This is a genomic window from Brevibacillus fortis (assembly GCF_046196545.1).
GTDB classification, from domain to species: Bacteria; Bacillota; Bacilli; order Brevibacillales; family Brevibacillaceae; genus Brevibacillus; species Brevibacillus fortis_A.
In genome coordinates, this window is the sequence record NZ_CP176370.1 from 728,426 (window position 1) to 744,294 (window position 15,869).

The 15,869-nt window shown below is 48.3% G+C and carries 15 protein-coding genes; 12 read left to right on the forward strand and 3 right to left on the reverse strand.

Annotated elements, in window-relative coordinates; all coding sequences use genetic code 11:
* The first annotated feature begins 167 nt into the window (after positions 1-167).
* From ACKKE8_RS04025 to ACKKE8_RS04080, 12 genes are all read left to right on the forward strand, one after another.
* Positions 168-1,286, forward strand: coding sequence for an ABC transporter substrate-binding protein (locus ACKKE8_RS04025; RefSeq protein WP_409177017.1), 1,119 nt, complete (start codon positions 168-170; stop codon positions 1,284-1,286).
* A gap of 8 nt (positions 1,287-1,294) precedes the next feature.
* Entirely contained in the window at positions 1,295-2,389 is a 1,095-nt protein-coding gene (locus ACKKE8_RS04030; protein WP_409177018.1) for an ABC transporter ATP-binding protein, read from the forward strand.
* Between the two features lie 3 nt (positions 2,390-2,392).
* A complete protein-coding gene (locus tag ACKKE8_RS04035; protein ID WP_409177019.1) occupies positions 2,393-3,235 on the forward strand; it encodes an ABC transporter permease in 843 nt (280 codons plus the stop codon).
* Entirely contained in the window at positions 3,232-4,032 is an 801-nt protein-coding gene (locus tag ACKKE8_RS04040; protein ID WP_409177020.1) for an ABC transporter permease, read from the forward strand. The genes ACKKE8_RS04035 and ACKKE8_RS04040 overlap by 4 nt, the downstream gene beginning before the upstream one ends.
* 12 nt (positions 4,033-4,044) lie before the next feature.
* Positions 4,045-5,181, forward strand: a complete 1,137-nt coding sequence (locus tag ACKKE8_RS04045) for a M20 family metallopeptidase (protein WP_409177021.1) — start codon at positions 4,045-4,047, stop codon at positions 5,179-5,181.
* A 300-nt stretch (positions 5,182-5,481) separates the two neighbouring features.
* Positions 5,482-5,691 (forward strand): hypothetical protein, encoded by a 210-nt coding sequence (locus ACKKE8_RS04050; RefSeq protein WP_409177022.1) that lies wholly within the window; start codon positions 5,482-5,484, stop codon positions 5,689-5,691.
* A 116-nt stretch (positions 5,692-5,807) separates the two neighbouring features.
* A complete protein-coding gene (locus ACKKE8_RS04055) occupies positions 5,808-6,167 on the forward strand; it encodes a hypothetical protein (RefSeq protein ID WP_409177023.1) in 360 nt (119 codons plus the stop codon).
* Between the two features lie 115 nt (positions 6,168-6,282).
* Positions 6,283-7,257 carry an aldo/keto reductase gene (locus tag ACKKE8_RS04060; protein ID WP_409177024.1) on the forward strand — a complete coding sequence of 325 codons (975 nt, stop codon included), beginning with the start codon at positions 6,283-6,285 and terminating at the stop codon, positions 7,255-7,257.
* Between the two features lie 133 nt (positions 7,258-7,390).
* A complete protein-coding gene (locus ACKKE8_RS04065) occupies positions 7,391-8,902 on the forward strand; it encodes a spore germination protein (protein ID WP_409177025.1) in 1,512 nt (503 codons plus the stop codon).
* Between the two features lie 50 nt (positions 8,903-8,952).
* Complete coding sequence (locus ACKKE8_RS04070) at positions 8,953-10,155, forward strand: Ger(x)C family spore germination protein (RefSeq protein WP_409177026.1); 1,203 nt, start codon at positions 8,953-8,955, stop codon at positions 10,153-10,155.
* A 68-nt stretch (positions 10,156-10,223) separates the two neighbouring features.
* Positions 10,224-10,457, forward strand: a complete 234-nt coding sequence (locus ACKKE8_RS04075) for a hypothetical protein (RefSeq protein WP_409177027.1) — start codon at positions 10,224-10,226, stop codon at positions 10,455-10,457.
* A gap of 37 nt (positions 10,458-10,494) precedes the next feature.
* Positions 10,495-11,586 carry an endospore germination permease gene (locus tag ACKKE8_RS04080; protein ID WP_409177028.1) on the forward strand — a complete coding sequence of 364 codons (1,092 nt, stop codon included), beginning with the start codon at positions 10,495-10,497 and terminating at the stop codon, positions 11,584-11,586.
* A 46-nt stretch (positions 11,587-11,632) separates the two neighbouring features.
* Here the strand turns inward: ACKKE8_RS04080 and ACKKE8_RS04085 are convergent, their stop codons facing one another.
* From ACKKE8_RS04085 to ACKKE8_RS04095, 3 genes are all read right to left on the reverse strand, one after another.
* The gene (locus ACKKE8_RS04085) at positions 11,633-13,132 is read right to left on the reverse strand and encodes an IMP dehydrogenase (protein WP_409177029.1); all 1,500 of its coding nucleotides are present in this window, start codon (positions 13,130-13,132) and stop codon (positions 11,633-11,635) included.
* A 603-nt stretch (positions 13,133-13,735) separates the two neighbouring features.
* Entirely contained in the window at positions 13,736-15,145 is a 1,410-nt protein-coding gene (locus ACKKE8_RS04090) for an ATP-binding protein (RefSeq protein WP_409177030.1), read from the reverse strand.
* Positions 15,142-15,843, reverse strand: a complete 702-nt coding sequence (locus tag ACKKE8_RS04095) for a response regulator transcription factor (protein WP_409177031.1) — start codon at positions 15,841-15,843, stop codon at positions 15,142-15,144. Before ACKKE8_RS04095 ends, ACKKE8_RS04090 begins: the two co-directional genes overlap by 4 nt.
* Positions 15,844-15,869 lie beyond the last annotated feature (26 nt).

Sequence of the window (15,869 nt, forward strand, 5' to 3'; positions counted from 1 at the left end):
TACGTGTAAGAAACAATGCTGACAATCTCGCAATTCGGGCAATGATGATGCTATTATGACTACCTTGAATAGTCAGTATCTTTATGCTAGTATAACATTATCGTTCTCGAATAGGAAACGTTGTTCTCTATTCGTGAATAATACAGACAATCGGGGGTCGAACTTACATGAAGAAAAAGGCATTATCCGTCTTGTCCATTTTCGCTTTGACTGGTTCCTTGCTGGCTGGATGTGGCTCCTCTACGCCGCAAACATCTGCTCCTGCACCGGCTGCTGGCAACAATAGCGGCACCGAAGCACAAGCTCAGCTGGAAGACACTCTCGTAGTAGCTGGAAACGGCGCGACCGTTGAAAAGATGATGAAGGATGAAGTCTTCAAGAAGTTTAACGAGAAGTATCCGAATGTAAAGCTGACCTATGTTTCCGGGGTTTCTACGGACATCGTAGCGAAGGTTAAGGCACAGAAAAATGCTCCACAAATCGACTTGACTATCGTTGAGGGCGGCGAGCAAGAGAAAGGTCGTCAAGAAGGCTTGTGGGAAAACGTGTCTGCAACAGATATCCCGAACATGAAAAACGTACCGGAAGATTTGCGTGTGACGGAGGATAGCGGTGTAGTCGTAAACTTCACGCCGATGGGGATTTCCTACAATGCGGATCTGGTAAAAGAAAAAGGCTTGCCTGTACCGAAGTCCTGGAATGACCTGGCGAAGCCTGAAGTGAAAGGCTACATCACGATGACAGACGTAGCAAGCAACTTCGGACGCTCTGCGATGATCATGCTGGCGTACGCAAATGGCGGGTCCGAGAAAAATATGGAACAGGGCTTTAAACAAATGGAAACGATTGCAGGATACATGCCGACCTTTGCGAAGAGTGCAGCACAGCTTCAGCAAAATCTGCAAAACAAGAGCGCAGCGTACACCACTTGGACAATGGCGCGTAGCTTGACTCAAAAAGAAGCAGGCGTACCATTGGAATTTGTTTTCCCTGAAGAAGGCGGAAACATCGTTCCGAACGTAGCTACGCTGGTAAAAGGTTCGAAGAGTCCAAAAGCCGCTAAAGCATTCGTCGATTTCCTTTTGACAGATGAAATTCAAACGATGTACGCAACGAAGCTGTACTACAATCCGGCAACATCTGTGAAGCTGCCAGACGATGTAGCAAAAACATTGGAATTCGATCGTACAAAGGTTGTCAACTTCGACTATAGCGTAGTGAGCAAGGAAACATCTCCTTGGCTGGATCGCTTTAACAAAGAAATCGCACCTAAAACAGGAAAGTAGGTATTCACGTGACCAAGGTGATTGACGTTGAACTGCGCGGCATCATGAAAAAATTTCAAAGTAATGTCGTGGTTCAAAACTTCAACCTGCAGGTGGAGCAAGGCGAATTCATCTCGTTCCTCGGCCCATCTGGTTGCGGTAAGACCACGACCTTGAATATGATTGCTGGTTTTTTGGACCCGGATGGCGGAGACCTCTTGATCAAGGGGCAGCGAATGAATGGCGTGCCTCCGTACAAACGGGAACTGGGAATGGTGTTTCAGACGTACTCGCTGTTCCCGCATATGACTGTGGCGGAAAACATCGCCTACGGCTTGAAATTGCGCAAAGTGAACAAGCAAGAAATGCAAGAGCGTGTGAATCGTGTACTTGGGCTGGTCAAGCTGCCAAACGTAGCTGACCGCTACCCGAAACAGCTCTCTGGCGGACAACGTCAGCGGATTGCGATTGCACGGGCGCTTGTTATTGAGCCGTCGCTCCTGCTTTTGGATGAGCCGCTCAGTAACTTGGATGCCAAACTTCGTGAAGAGCTGCGCGATGAGTTAAAGCGCTTACATCACGAAATCGGCGTTACGACTATTTTCGTTACACATGACCAAGAAGAGGCGCTAGCGCTCTCTGATCGCATCGTGGTCATGAATCACGGATTCGTGGAGCAAATCGGTACACCGCTGGAGATTTACAATCAGCCCGCATCTGAATTCGTACATACCTTCATCGGTAAGACGAACCGTTTGGAAGGGGAAGTCATTGGAATTGACGGGGATGTACTCACGCTGCGGACGACTGGTGGAATGCTCGTGAAGGCGGCAAAGCAACAGCGAACCGTGGCACTTCATGAAAAAGTGATCATTTTTATCCGACCAGAGAAAATCAAGCTGACCGATACAGCAGTCAGTGAGGAAGCGAATCGGGTAAAAGGTCATTTGCAGCTTGCCTCCTTCCTGGGGTCATACACAGAATGTGAGGTCAAGGTCGGGGAGCATACGCTTTCGGTAAAAGTCCAAATGACCGATAGTTCGGTGGACCGCCAAGAAGGTCAAACGGTTTACTGTCAATGGAACGCGGACGACGTACTGGTCATGCCCGCAGGAAGGGGATGACGGATGAGCAAGCGTCTCTCGGTTACATTGTTGACAGCACCTGCGATGATTTTGCTGCTAGGAGTATTCATCCTCCCGATGCTGATGATGCTTTTGCTCAGCTTTCAGGATGAGAATCAGGCGTTCTCTTTGCACAATTATTTATTATTTGTACAAGATCCGTACTACTTGGAGATTCTTTGGCGGACGATTCGCGTGAGTCTCTGGACGGTACTGGCGTGCCTCTTGCTTGGATTTCCTGTAGCGATGTACATGGCGCAGGCTACAGGGAAAATGCGTGGAATCGTCACGATGCTGATTTTGGCCCCTCACCTCATCAGTGTTGTTATTCGCAACTTCGGATGGGTAGTAGTTTTAGGGGAAAAAGGGTGGATCAATGAAACGTTGATCAGTCTGGGGTTGATCGATCAACCATTGCGGCTGTTGTACAACGAGCTCGGTATTGTGATCGGTCTGACAGATTCCTTTATTGCCTACATGGTTCTGGCGATTGCAACCAGCTTGTATGCCATCGATCCGTCCCTGAATAAGGCGGCATCGATTTTGGGGGCTTCCCGCGCACGTACGTTTTTTAGTGTGACTCTGCCCCTGTGCTTGCCGGGGATGATTGCCGGTACGACACTGGTGTTCAGCTTGTCGATGAGTGCTTTTGTAACACCTGCCTTGATGGGGGGAACGTCCGTGAAGGTCTTGCCTGTCATCGCCTATGAGCAAATCATGGCGACACTGAACTGGCCTTTGGGTGCGGCACTTGCCTTCCTGCTTCTGGGCAGCACGATTCTATTGGTGACTTTGTATACGAAGCTGATTGAAACCAAGCGGTATAAAGAGGTGTTTGCGTCATGAAAAAAATAAACGTACTCGGACTCATCACGTTCTTTGTGCTCGTTTTGGTCAATCTGCCGTTTCTGGTCATCATCCCGAGCTCCTTTACCGCAGCAGGATATCTCGGGTTTCCGCCGGAAGGGTTTTCGTGGCAGTGGTATGAAATGATTTTGGATCGACCGGAGTTCATCGATTCGCTGTGGTTTAGTCTTAAGCTAGCATTGGTTACAGCAATTTTGGCGACTCTCATAGGGACATTGGCTGCATTCGCACTGTCCAAATACAAGTTTCGTGGGAGCGGCATCATCAACGCATTGATGCTTTCACCGCTTACCGTTCCTTCGCTCATTATCGGGATTTCCGCGCTGCTGTTTTTCACAAGAATTGGTATCGCGGGGACGTTTACGGGGCTTTTGCTGGCGCACATGCTGATCTCGATTCCGTATGTCGTAAGGCTGGTGCTCACAGGGCTTAGCTCGTTCGATTATACGTTGGAAAAAGCGGGGTACATGCTGGGTGCCCATCCGTTTCGGGTGTTCTGGGATATTACGTTGCCACTGTTGCGTCCGGCCATCGCGTCGGGGATGATCTTTTCGTTCTTGACGTCGTTTGACAATGTGACGGTTTCCTTATTCTTGGTGGCACCGGATACGACGACGCTGCCACTGGCGATTTTCACCTATATGCAGGAAACACTCGACCCGTTGGTGGCTTCGATTTCCTCGGTGGTCATCCTGCTGAGTCTGGTGTTCATCGTCTTGTTGGAAAAAGTGTACGGACTAGATCGCCTGTTCGGACTCAATTCACAATCTCACTAAGGAAGAGGCACTATGTCAATCCACACGTATGTACAAGAGAATATGTCCCACTATCTAGAGCTACTCGAAGAGGCAGTCAACATGGACTCGCCCTCTCGTGACAAACAGCTGGGCGACCGCATGGCGGGCTGGTTCGCCCTGCAGTTTCAACGGCTGACAGGCGGCGTAGCAGAGCTGATCCCGAATAAGACTTATGGCGATCAGGTGCGTTGTACGCTGGGCAACGGGGAAAAGCAAATCCTCATCATCGGTCACTACGATACCGTATGGCTAGAAGGAGAGGCGGCTCGCCGACCATTTGCTATACGGGATGAGAAAGCGTACGGGCCGGGCGTATACGATATGAAAGCGGGCGTTTTGCAAGCAATGTTTGCGATGCGGGCATTGGTGAAGCTGGATCGCCTGCCTGCAGATAAAAAAATTGTGTTATTGCTAAACAGTGACGAGGAGATCGGCAGCCCAACTTCTCGCCGACTGGTAGAAGAAGAAGCCGCGCGTTCGGTGGCGAGCTTTGTGTTGGAGCCGCCAACCGAACCGAGCGGTGCTCTCAAAACATGGCGGAAGGGAAGCGCCTATTTTACCGTGGCAGTCAGCGGTATTTCCTCACACGCTGGCGTCGATCATCAAAAAGGTGTCTCTGCTATTGAAGAGCTGGCGAGACAGGTGCAATTTCTGCATGCCTTGACCGATTACGAGAAAGGAACGACCGTCAATGTGGGCGTCATCAAGGGTGGGATTGGCTCCAATGTAGTAGCCGACTCTGCAGAAGCAGAAGTAGACGTGAGGTTTATCTCGATGGAAGAGGCATTACGCATTGAGAAGGTAATGAGTGAACTCACGCCAGTGCTCGCCGGTACAAACATCAGCGTAAAGGGAGGCATTCGCCGACCGCCGATGGAGCGAACCGAAGAGACAGGCAAATTATTTTCCCTTGCACAATCGATTAGCATCAATGAACTAGGGATGGATTTGGAAGAGTCGGGTACAGGTGGAGTTAGCGATGGTAATTTCGCTGCTGCTTGTGGAGTCCCGACACTGGATGGACTTGGTGTGAAGGGTGGCTACGCCCACTCGCCGGATGAATGGATCGAACTGGGAGAAATATCGACGCGGGCTGCCTTGTTGGCGCGGTTGATAGAGGAAGTGTAGAGAGAATATAGAGAAATAGAAGAAGCACCTGCCTGATGCGTGTGATGATGCATCTGGGGGGTGCTTTTTGTATATAGATTGGATAATGAGCTCTTCCATCTATATAGACCCTTCACATAGGGAGGAGAATGTATATATAAAATTGAAGGTATTAACACCCAGCGGTACATATGAAGGTTTTAAAGGTGAGGGTGAGATGTAATTTATAAGATATCTGTCCAATGGCGATACATATATATTACGAATTTGAGACGGATATTTGGATGAAATTATGAGACAGATAGAGCCAGAGGAAGACGGTTGGACTGGTTTTGCCTATTACACAATGTTGAGGACCCTTGGTGGGAGCAACCTTGGGAAATTCCAGACATAGATATGGTATTAGAGCAACTGAAAAAAATAAGAACGGCCTCTTTAAAAGAGGTGGCAAAGGAACTACTTGTAGATCTTTGCAAGATGTTATCAAGTGCTAAGAAACTAAATGAGCCTGTCTGGATTGCTGATGAATAGTTTCAGATAGCTCTGAATACAACCAGAAAACCAAATCCTACATATACTTCCAATGCTTACTCCCACTAGGAACGAAAAGTAGGAGTAAGCTTCTTAATGTATTGTGAGGTCGCTATATGAAACTTAAAGGAAGTAAAACAGAACAAGATTTTAGAATTCAACTAACTAAGTTACACACATCATTATTCCAAGAAAGATTAAATGCAAGACTTTTATCTGTACTACAGATGTCATTTCCCGAAATGAGGACAGCATATCTCATAGGGCAAACACCTGAGCAAGGAGAAGACCTTTATACTATCCTTGTTAATACGGATACTATTGCGGCAATTGAGTTGGATCGGTATAACCTTGACGCAAAACCTATTGTTGGAAGACTGTCCTTGCAAGATTATAGCAAAGGACTTAGTAAAATAAATCAAATTAAAATAGCTGTTGCTCTTGATTTAGCACAAAGAGACTTGGAAAACAATTAGATACTAGAGTATTTCAAATTTGAATCATGCGCTAGTATTGGGAGCCCATGAAATTTCCACCCAAATAGGAGATAATGGAAGAGCACTCCTATTATGAAAAGAGGTCGATCACAAGATGAAATACTACCGACTCGGTGGCAGTGGATTGAAGGTATCAGCATTGGGATTAGGCACGAACTCATTCGGAGGGCGTGCAGATGAGCAAACGTCTGTAAACATCATTCATACCGGAATCGAAAAAGGGATTACCTTTATTGATACGGCAAATATTTACACGCAAACAGAATCGGAGCGAATCATCGGGATGGCGCTTTCAGGGAAGCGGCACGAGGTCGTTTTGGCAACGAAGGCTGGTTTGGTAAAAGGCGAAGGACCGAATCAGAGAGGCTCATCGCGTTACCACCTGATGCTGGAGCTGGAAAACAGCTTGAAGCGTTTGCGCACCGATTATGTGGACTTATATCAAATTCATACGTTTGATCCAGAGACGCCTTTGGAAGAAACACTCCGCGCACTAGATGACATGGTTCGATCTGGAAAGGTGCGTTACATCGGGGCTTCCAACTATGCGGCGTGGGAATTGATGAAGGCAATTGGCATTAGTCAGCGGGAAGGTTTGAATCGTTACGTATCGACACAGGTTAGCTACTCGCTGGCAGATCGGACACCGGAGCGTGAACTGGTACCACTTTGTCTTGATCAGGGGGTGGGGATCATTCCGTACTTCCCGCTTGCTGGCGGAATTTTAACAGGCAAATATACCTCTGCAGAACAGGCCCCAGTTGGTTCGCGGGCGGACAAGGAGCCGCGTTTCGTCCGGTTGCTGAGCGAAGACAAGCTGGAGTTTGGACGTAAAATCAGTCAGGTAGCGGCGGAGGCTGGTGTATCCTCCAGTGTGCTGTCCTTGGCTTGGCTCATGCACAAGCCGGCTGTCTCTTCGGTGATCGTGGGCGCGACCAGTGTAGAGCAGCTTACGGATAATTTGCAAAGTACAGCTTTGACGTTGGATGAATCGACTCTGGCAGAGCTGGACCGATTGAGTGACACGTACCGAAATGGGGAACCATTTGCCGTCTATCGTTTGCCATAACAATCGTAACAGTTGTCGATTAATACAGCCAGTCCCAAAGCCTCCTTTAAGGGGGCTTTTTTGTGTTCAGCATAGACCCCAGAGCCATGAGGGATAGTAAACATATCCCGAACTGGAAAAAGAGTGATTTGAAATGAGCCATTCAGTAAAACAAGCTGCGCCCTTTCTTTGCTCGTTGGACGAAAATCTGGAAAAGGTGAAGCGAGAGCTCGGCAACAGCACGGATCTTGTGACGCGCCAAGTTCGTTTGGAGGCTGTCGATCAAATGCAGGTGGGGATTTTATACACCGAGGGTCTGGTCGACAAAAATATGATTAGCGGCTTTATGGAGTCTCTCATGCTCCATGCAAAAAAAATGGACATCCCAACGGAAGCTGATTGCGAAGTAAGGCCATTGATACTAATGAAGGATTTCCTACTTACGATCGGTGGAGTGGAAGAGGTATATGACTTTGACCATTTGTTTGATGCGATACTGACGGGGGATACCGTCATTTTGGTAGAGGGATATACGTACGGCTTTATCGTCAATACAAAACAGTGGGAAGATCGTGGTGTTCAGGAGGCTTCCGTGCAAACGGTGGTCCGCGGTTCCAGAGAAGCGTTTTCAGAAAACCTGCGGACCAATACGGCTTTGGTGCGCCGCCGGATCAATAATCGCAATCTATGGTTGGAGACCGTGCAGATTGGGGAGATGACTCAAACCAAAGTCGCCATGATGTATGTAAAAGGAGTGGTGCAGGACAGCGTAGTGGCAGAAGTGAGAGAGCGGCTTGGGCAGATCAAGATCGACGGTATTTTGGAGAGCGGTAACATCGAAGAATTGATTCAGGATCATACCTTTACTCCGTTTCCGACCATCTACAATACAGAGCGTCCAGACTCGGTTGCAGCTGGGCTACTGGAAGGGCGCGTCGCCATTCTGGTGGACGGTACACCGATTGTTTTGTTGGTACCAGCGGTCTTTGTCCAATTCTTCCAGTCTCCAGAGGACTATTACATGCGTGCGGATTTTGGGATCCTGCGTATTTTGCGGCTTATTTCTTTCTTTATCGCTTTGCTTGGTCCATCTATTTATGTTGCCATTACTACCTTTCATCAGGAAATGCTGCAAACTAACCTGATCATGAGCATTGCTGCCCAACGTGAAGGCGTGCCATTCCCTGCTGCAGTCGAGGCGATGTTAATGGAGTTTACTTTTGAAATGCTGCGAGAGGCAGGGGTACGCATGCCGAGGGCGGTTGGGTCCGCAATTTCCATCGTGGGAGCACTCGTGTTGGGGGAAGCTGCCGTGCAGGCAGGACTGGTTTCACCCGCTACCGTCATCGTCGTTTCCATTACGGCTATCACCAGCTTTGTCTTCCCTTCCTTTTCCATGTCCATTCCGATTCGACTGTTGCGGTTCGGCTTGATAGCACTTGCCGCCAGCTTTGGTTTTATCGGCATATTTGTGGGGATGATTGCCTTGTGCATTCACCTGTGCACCTTGCGCTCGTTTGGTGTCCCGTATATGGCTCCGCTTGCCCCTGTGAATCTGTCTGATCAAAAGGATACGCTGCTTCGGATTCCGATCTGGATGATGCATACGCGTCCCCATTTTTTGCGCCAGAAAAACAGCGTTAGAGAACGAAATAGCAAGACATAGCGCGAGCATCGTGCTTGTGATGATAAATGGATAGCCGAGGTGGAGACGGCATGAAACGAAAAGGTATGTGTCTGATGGCAATCGTGATTCTTGTTTTGTTGACAGGCTGCTGGAACCGCAGAGAGTTGAATGATTTGGCTATTGTCATGGGAACAGGTATCGACAAGATTGATGGGGAATACGTGGTTTCCGCCCAAATCGTCAATCCTGGAGCGGTAGCGTCAAAAGAAAGCGGGAAGATCAGCCAATCAGCCGTTGCTACTTACAGTATGCGGGGATCGAGCATTTTTGAGGGAATCCGGAGAATGACAACGGAAACGCCCAGAAGGCTTTATTTTTCCCATATCCAGGTGCTGGTTTTGGGGGAGCAGGTAGCAAGAGATGGGATAAAAGAAGCGCTGGACTTGTTATTTCGCGATCATGAGGTTCGACCCGATTTTTATGTCATTCTGGCGAAGGATACAACAGCGCTTCAAATCCTCAGCATGATTGACCCTTTGGAAAAAATCCCGGCGACGAAGCTCTATAAAAGCTTGGAAACGGGAGAGAAAGCCTGGGGGTCGATTGTCTCCATGCAATTGGATGAAGTTATTGCTGATTTGCTCCGAGAAGGCATAGAGCCGATTCTGGTAGGTGCTACGATGAAAGGCAAGGTACAACCGGGTACATCCGATTTGAACTCCCAAAATGTTACCCCGCCCAATCTGTTGAAGTACGAGGACATTGGGGTCTTCAAAAAAGATAAGCTGCTGGGGTGGTTTAACGAAGTGGAAAGCATCGGATTCAGCTATATCACTGACAGAGTGGACAGTACGATAGAAGAGATTCCGTGCGACAAAAACAAAAAAATCGTCATTGAGATTATTCGGAGCAAAACAACGGTCAACGGGAAGGTGAAGAATGGCAAGCCGCAAATAGAAGTGAGTGTTTCGGCAGAAGGGAATGTAGGCGAGGTGGCGTGTCCGAAAGATTTGTCCAATCCCCAAACCATGTACAAATTGGAGGAGGATGTGGAAAAGAGGATCAGAGAAAAAATCGTAAGTGCCGTTCATAAAGCGCAAAAGCAATATCACTCAGATGTTTTTGGATTTGGGCAGTCGATCTACCAAAATGACCCCAAAGGGTGGGAAAAGGTGAAAGAGGATTGGGATTCTCAATTCTCCAACCTGAAAGTGAAAATCAAAACAGACGTGAAGCTCAGGCGGACAGGAAAAGTAGGCAATTCGTTTATTCCTTTCATGAAAAAGGAGTAGAGCATAACTTTTTCCATCTATGGAAATGGTAAAAGTAATCCTGCGAAAAAGTAGGTGCACTGCACAGCATGTGGATCATCATACTGATTTTGCTGATCAGCCTACTCATTGCCCTTATTGAGGTGCCTTATTTGAGAAGGAACGCGATGAAAAAGGAAATGCTGGTTTTCTTCATTTTCCTTGTAGTTGGAACGGGACTTGGCATAGCCGAATCGCTTGAGGCGAATATTCCGAACCCGTTGGACTGGATCACATTTGTCTATAAACCATTCAGCGACTTCATTTTTGGAACTGTGGAATGAATCAGTAGCCAGCAGCGAGGCGGGGGAGCGAGAGGAATTGATAGACAACGGTCATATTAGCGCAAGGCAATTCATGATACTCGTGACGCTTTTTGCGATTGGCGACGCGATTTTGTACGTTCCTTCCCTTACTGCTACCGCTGCCAAGCAAGATGCGTGGATCTCCGCCCTCATAGGGTGGGGGGAAGGCTTTCTTTTAACCTATCTGTATGTTTCGCTTAGCATGCGCTACCCGAACAAGTCGATCTTTCAGTACAGCGAGGATATATTGGGAAAATGGATGGGGAAAGTGGTGGCTATCCTGTTTATCACATATTTCTTCATCGACGCTTCGCTCATGCTGATGGAGATTGGCGATTTTGTCACGACACAGATTATGCAGGAGACCCCCATTGAAATTATTCTTGTCCTTTTTACAGTGATCATCGTCATCGGGGTTCGCAGTGGAGTAGAAGTCTTTTCTCGGGTAAGTGAGCTGTTGTTTCCGTATTTTCTGTTGTTGTTCTTTGTCTTGATCGTATTTATCTCCCCCCAAATCAAAATAGAAAATGTGAAGCCTGTCTTTGCGCATGGCATGGCGCCTGTTTTTGGGGGGAACTTCCGGTACATGGGTTATTTGCTGGAAACAGTCATTCTGATCGTGATGTTTCCCTTGGTAAAGCGGCCAGCGCGTGCAGCCAAAGCGTATATCTTGGGAAGCCTTTTTTCTAATTTATTCCTAACGATGATTATCGCTGTGGCAATCTTGGTCTTGGGTGCTGATATTACCGTACTGCTCGCCTACCCAAGCTACACACTTGCACAAAAAATCAGTATCGGCAATTTTTTTGAGCGAATCGAAGTGTTGATGGCCGTCATCTGGTTTATTACGCTCTTTGTCAAAATTACCGTTTGCTATTATGCGGCGAGCTGTGGAATCGCATATACAGTGGGGTTGCGGGATTACCGCCAATTGACTCTGCCACTGGGGATGATCTTGATTGTGGTGGCATTGGCGACGATGCCTAACCGCTCTTATTTTGATACTTTCGTTTCAGAAATTTGGATGCCTTATTCCTTGACGTACGGTTTGTTCTTGCCCGTTCTCTTACTGAGTGTGGGGGCCCTAAGAAAAAAACCAATCTGCTAGCACTGTAAGCTGCAGACTGGTTTTTTTGTGACTACCGTCGATTGTCTTACTCAGCAGCCATGCTGCTTTCTTTCAAGATAACGTCATGTGCGCCGCCTTCTACCAAGCTGGTAGCAGAGATGACGGTGATTCGCGCTTTTTGCTGAAGCTCTGAGATGGAGAGCGACCCGCAATTGCACATGGTCGATTTGATTTTGCTCAAGGTACGGTCCATGTTCTCGCGCAGGCTTCCCGCGTATGGTACGTAGGAGTCTACGCCTTCTTCAAAGACGAGACTGCTTTTGCCGCCAGTGTCATAGCGTTGCCAGTTGCGAGCGCGGTTGGAGCCTTCTCCCCAGTATTCTTTCACGAAGTTGTTGCCGATTTTCACTTTTTTGGTCGGGCTTTCGTCGAAGCGAGCGAAGTAACGTCCCAGCATGACAAAGTCCGCACCCATAGCCAAAGCCAGTGTCACGTGGTAATCGTGTACGATTCCGCCGTCGGAGCAGAGCGGAACGTAAATGCCTGTTTCCTTGAAGTACTCGTCGCGAGCTGCTGCCACTTCAATGAGGGAAGAGGCTTGACCACGCCCGATTCCTTTTTGTTCGCGGGTAATGCAGATGGAGCCGCCGCCAATCCCTACTTTTATGAAATCTGCGCCCGATTCCACGAGGTAGCGGAAGCCTTCCTTATCGACGACGTTACCTGCACCGATCGGAACATTGAAGTTTTCTTTTACAAATTGAACGGTCTCGCGCTGCCATTCGCTGAAGCCGTCGGAGGAGTCGATGACCAGAATATCAACGCCTGCTTCCACCAACGCAGGGACGCGCTCCTTGTAGTCCTTTGTATTGATACCGGCACCTACGATATAGCTCTTGTTCGCGTCCAAGAGGGACAGCGGATTGTTTTTGCGGGAATCGTAGTCCTTGCGGAAAACGAGGAAGTCGAGATTTTGATTTTCGTCTACGATTGGCAAGCAGTTAAGCTTGTGCTCCCAGATCAGGTCGTTGGCTTCGGAGAGCGTGATGCCGGATTTGCCATAGATCAGCTTCGAGAATGGTGTCATGATGTCGCTGACGAGTTTGTCCTGAGAGTCGCGGCTGATGCGATAATCGCGACCCGTTACGATTCCGAGCAGCTTGCCTTTTGCCGTACCATCTTCCGTAATGGCAACGGTGGAGTGGCCTGTCGCCTCTTTCAATTCCAAAATGTCTTTCAGCGTATGTCTTGGTGTCAGGTTGGAGCGGCTAACGACGAAACCAGCCTTGTAGCCTTTTGCTTTGCGAACCATGGTTGCCTGGCTTTCGATGGACTGGGAACCAAAAATAAACGAAATACCGCCACATCTAGCCAATGCGACCGCCATATGATGGTCGGAAACTGCTTGCATGACTGCGGATGAGAACGGTATGTTTAGTGTGATGGCAGGCTTTTCACCTTTTTTATACTTGGTAATCGGAGTGGATAAGTCCACATTGTTCGGAGTGCATTCTTTTGTGGTGAGATTTGGCAACAACAAAAACTCATTAAACGTCCGAGATGGTTCTGTGTAATAAAAAGCCACGATTCTCTCCTCCTAGGTGAAGTTGGTCTCGATTTTTGAACTGCCTCTTTATTAGAGAAATTTTTACCATGTTAACCGTGAAGCACGACAACGTCAATAGGGAATCGATAGAAGGAGTGATTTCTTTGCTAAAATTGCGAACAGGTCATGAACATCGCCAGCTTTTGCAGTAAATTTAGTTAGAAGATTCGTGTATTTTTCAGGAACATGTACTTCCCGAACGGATAGGAGCGTCGTCGTAACGGACAGCGTTCAAGGAGAAGTAACCGCCATCGGATACTACTTAAAAGGGATGCCGTTTCACGGGTTGTCTCTTCATGTGGTAGAGGAGGAGGAAAATTACGAGGTGGAGCCGATGCTCACAAAAGGGCGTGATTGCATTAGCAGAGCCTCTCCTGTCGCGCGTACAGATTCCGAATATAGTCGCCACACATCGCGCTCTTTTCGGAAGGAGGAGGAGCCAATGGCCGTAGCCGGCTTTTTGCGGATAATCCCACGGCGGTACACGTGTATGAGAAGCTTGGTTTTGTCACGGTATCTTCCTACGCTTTTATCGAATTTCTCCTTTAGAATAGAAAAAGAGAGGACAAGTGTCCCCTCCTATCAGTTCAATCGGCCTTTAAACTCAACGGGTACGATCATCGTAAAGCATGGCCCATCAGGATCGTTGCGAGCATCGATCGTTCCTTTATGTGCTTCCAAAACGGCACGGGCAATCGCGAGTCCAAGCCCATGCTTTCCCGACTTTCCTTTGCGGAAGCGCTGGAACAAATTCGGCAGCAGCGCCTCTTCAATAGGTGGCCCATCATTGGAAATCGCGACAACGACGCTTTTTCCCGCGTGTCTTCCTGTGATGGTAAGTCGGCTTTTGGCGTAGCGCAGTTGATTTTCCATGATATTGACGAACGCAGTGCTCAATTGCTCGCCGTCTCCCTCCACGATCAAGTCGGCTGCCAGATTTAACTCCCACTCGATTTGCGGATTCAGCACGGAGAGTCGCTGCTTCAACAGGTGCATCATCTCTGACAGGTCGACGCGGTCGACTTGCATCATCTGAGAGACAGACTCGATCTTCGTGATATACAAGAGCTGTCCGACGACCTTTTCGAGGCGCTTGCTCTCCTCCATGATGATGGAAAGCCCTTTTTCAGCCTGAGGGCCTTGGAAGACGCCTTCTATGAGTCCTTGCGTGTATCCTTGAATCGCCATGATCGGTGTTTTGAGCTCATGGGAAATATTTTGGACAAAATGCTGCTGCGATTCGTCGTATTCCTTCAGTTGGTTTTTCATCATATCGAATGAGCGGGCGAGCTGTCCGATCTCATCTCCGCGATCCATCGCAAGCGGAATATCGAACTGACGACGAGCGATTTTTTTACACAGCTCTTCAAGTGTACGCAGCGGCCTGCTCAAATACCCGCTAAACCACACGGCCAACAACCAGCTTACGAGCAGCAGCAGACCAAAAACGAACAAAAACTGACGTGTCAAAATCGAGTTGATCTGGTTGAGCTCCTGTTCCTTGGAGAAGAGCACCATGTAGTAGGGGAAGCCGTGGTAATCCATTTTTTTGCTGACGAACAAATAACTCTCGGCTCCACGGTCCAGCGAACCATGCTGGAGCTTGTTGCTTGGATACGAGGCTGCTTGTTGGAACAACTCCTTGGCATCCTCGTACGGAATGCGGCCATTGCTTCGGCTGCCCAGCTCTCGTCCGTTTTCAGCATAGACGATCATATCAAATGAGTACTCATAACGTTGGAGCAAGAGCTGTAAAAAGTAAGGGGCCGCAGCCGGAACAGGCAGCAGCTCATTATGCTCATTGAAGGAGATATGCTGAGATAATGTGTAAAACTCTTCTTCCAAGAGCGTGTAAGTGTTGGATACCAGATACTGTTTGACAGCCAGTGGATACCCGATGCCAAGGCCAACCCCAAGGACGCTTGTCAGAATCATGAACAAAATGAGGATTTGCCTGGAGATCGGCAGGTTTTTCAGTCGGAATTTGCTCATATTCTTGTCATTCGGTAGCCGAAGCCATAGACCGTCTCCAATGGAAACTTGGGCATTTTCTTGCGGATGCGCTTCACCAAGTCATCGACAGCCCTGTCTGAGCCGATGTAGTCTTCTCCCCAGATAGAGGTCAGAATCTGCTCGCGATTTAAGGCCAAGCCTTGATTGTGCAAAAGGTAGACGATGAGCTCGAATTCTTTTGTGGTTAAATCAATGAGCTCGTCGCCTTCTTTTACTTGTCTGCCTTTTTCTGAGATCATATAAGGATCAACCGTTACCCAATCTTGGAAAGTTTGGGTAGAGGAAGAAGAGGCACCAGGCTTCTCATAGGTGCGCTGTAGCAGCTTTTTCGCACGGATGACCAGCTCACGAGGAAGAAATGGCTTCGCCAAGTAGTCGTCGCTGCCCAGTTCCAGTCCGATGATTTTATCGACATCCTGATCGCGAGCGGAAATGAAGATGATCGGCACATTTGATTTTTCACGAATGAGACGCAAGAGCTCATAGCCGTCGATGTCGGGCATCATGATGTCCAATATCCACAAATGTGGCTGTATTTCTTCATCAAGTAACGGCAAGACATCCTTGCCACTAGAAAACGCTTTTACCTGCAATCCGGCACTTTGCAAATACGATTGCAGCAGCTCCAACAGATTCGTTTCATCGTCCACCAGATAGACGAGGTAGGGGGTATTCATAGATTTCGGCCTCGCTTTGCATCTGT

Bases quoted from the DNA above. Each gene is read 5' to 3' on its own strand.
- ACKKE8_RS04035 (WP_409177019.1), top strand. From the start codon at position 2,393: ATGAGCAAGCGTCTCTCGGTTACATTGTTGACAGCACCTGCGATGATT.
- ACKKE8_RS04025 (WP_409177017.1), top strand. From the start codon at position 168: ATGAAGAAAAAGGCATTATCCGTCTTGTCCATTTTCGCTTTGACTGGT.
- ACKKE8_RS04075 (WP_409177027.1), top strand. From the start codon at position 10,224: ATGTGGATCATCATACTGATTTTGCTGATCAGCCTACTCATTGCCCTT.
- ACKKE8_RS04065 (WP_409177025.1), top strand. From the start codon at position 7,391: ATGAGCCATTCAGTAAAACAAGCTGCGCCCTTTCTTTGCTCGTTGGAC.
- ACKKE8_RS04095 (WP_409177031.1), bottom strand. From the start codon at position 15,843: ATGAATACCCCCTACCTCGTCTATCTGGTGGACGATGAAACGAATCTG.
- ACKKE8_RS04045 (WP_409177021.1), top strand. From the start codon at position 4,045: ATGTCAATCCACACGTATGTACAAGAGAATATGTCCCACTATCTAGAG.
- ACKKE8_RS04060 (WP_409177024.1), top strand. From the start codon at position 6,283: ATGAAATACTACCGACTCGGTGGCAGTGGATTGAAGGTATCAGCATTG.
- ACKKE8_RS04090 (WP_409177030.1), bottom strand. From the start codon at position 15,145: ATGAGCAAATTCCGACTGAAAAACCTGCCGATCTCCAGGCAAATCCTC.
- ACKKE8_RS04055 (WP_409177023.1), top strand. From the start codon at position 5,808: ATGAAACTTAAAGGAAGTAAAACAGAACAAGATTTTAGAATTCAACTA.
- ACKKE8_RS04040 (WP_409177020.1), top strand. From the start codon at position 3,232: ATGAAAAAAATAAACGTACTCGGACTCATCACGTTCTTTGTGCTCGTT.
- ACKKE8_RS04070 (WP_409177026.1), top strand. From the start codon at position 8,953: ATGAAACGAAAAGGTATGTGTCTGATGGCAATCGTGATTCTTGTTTTG.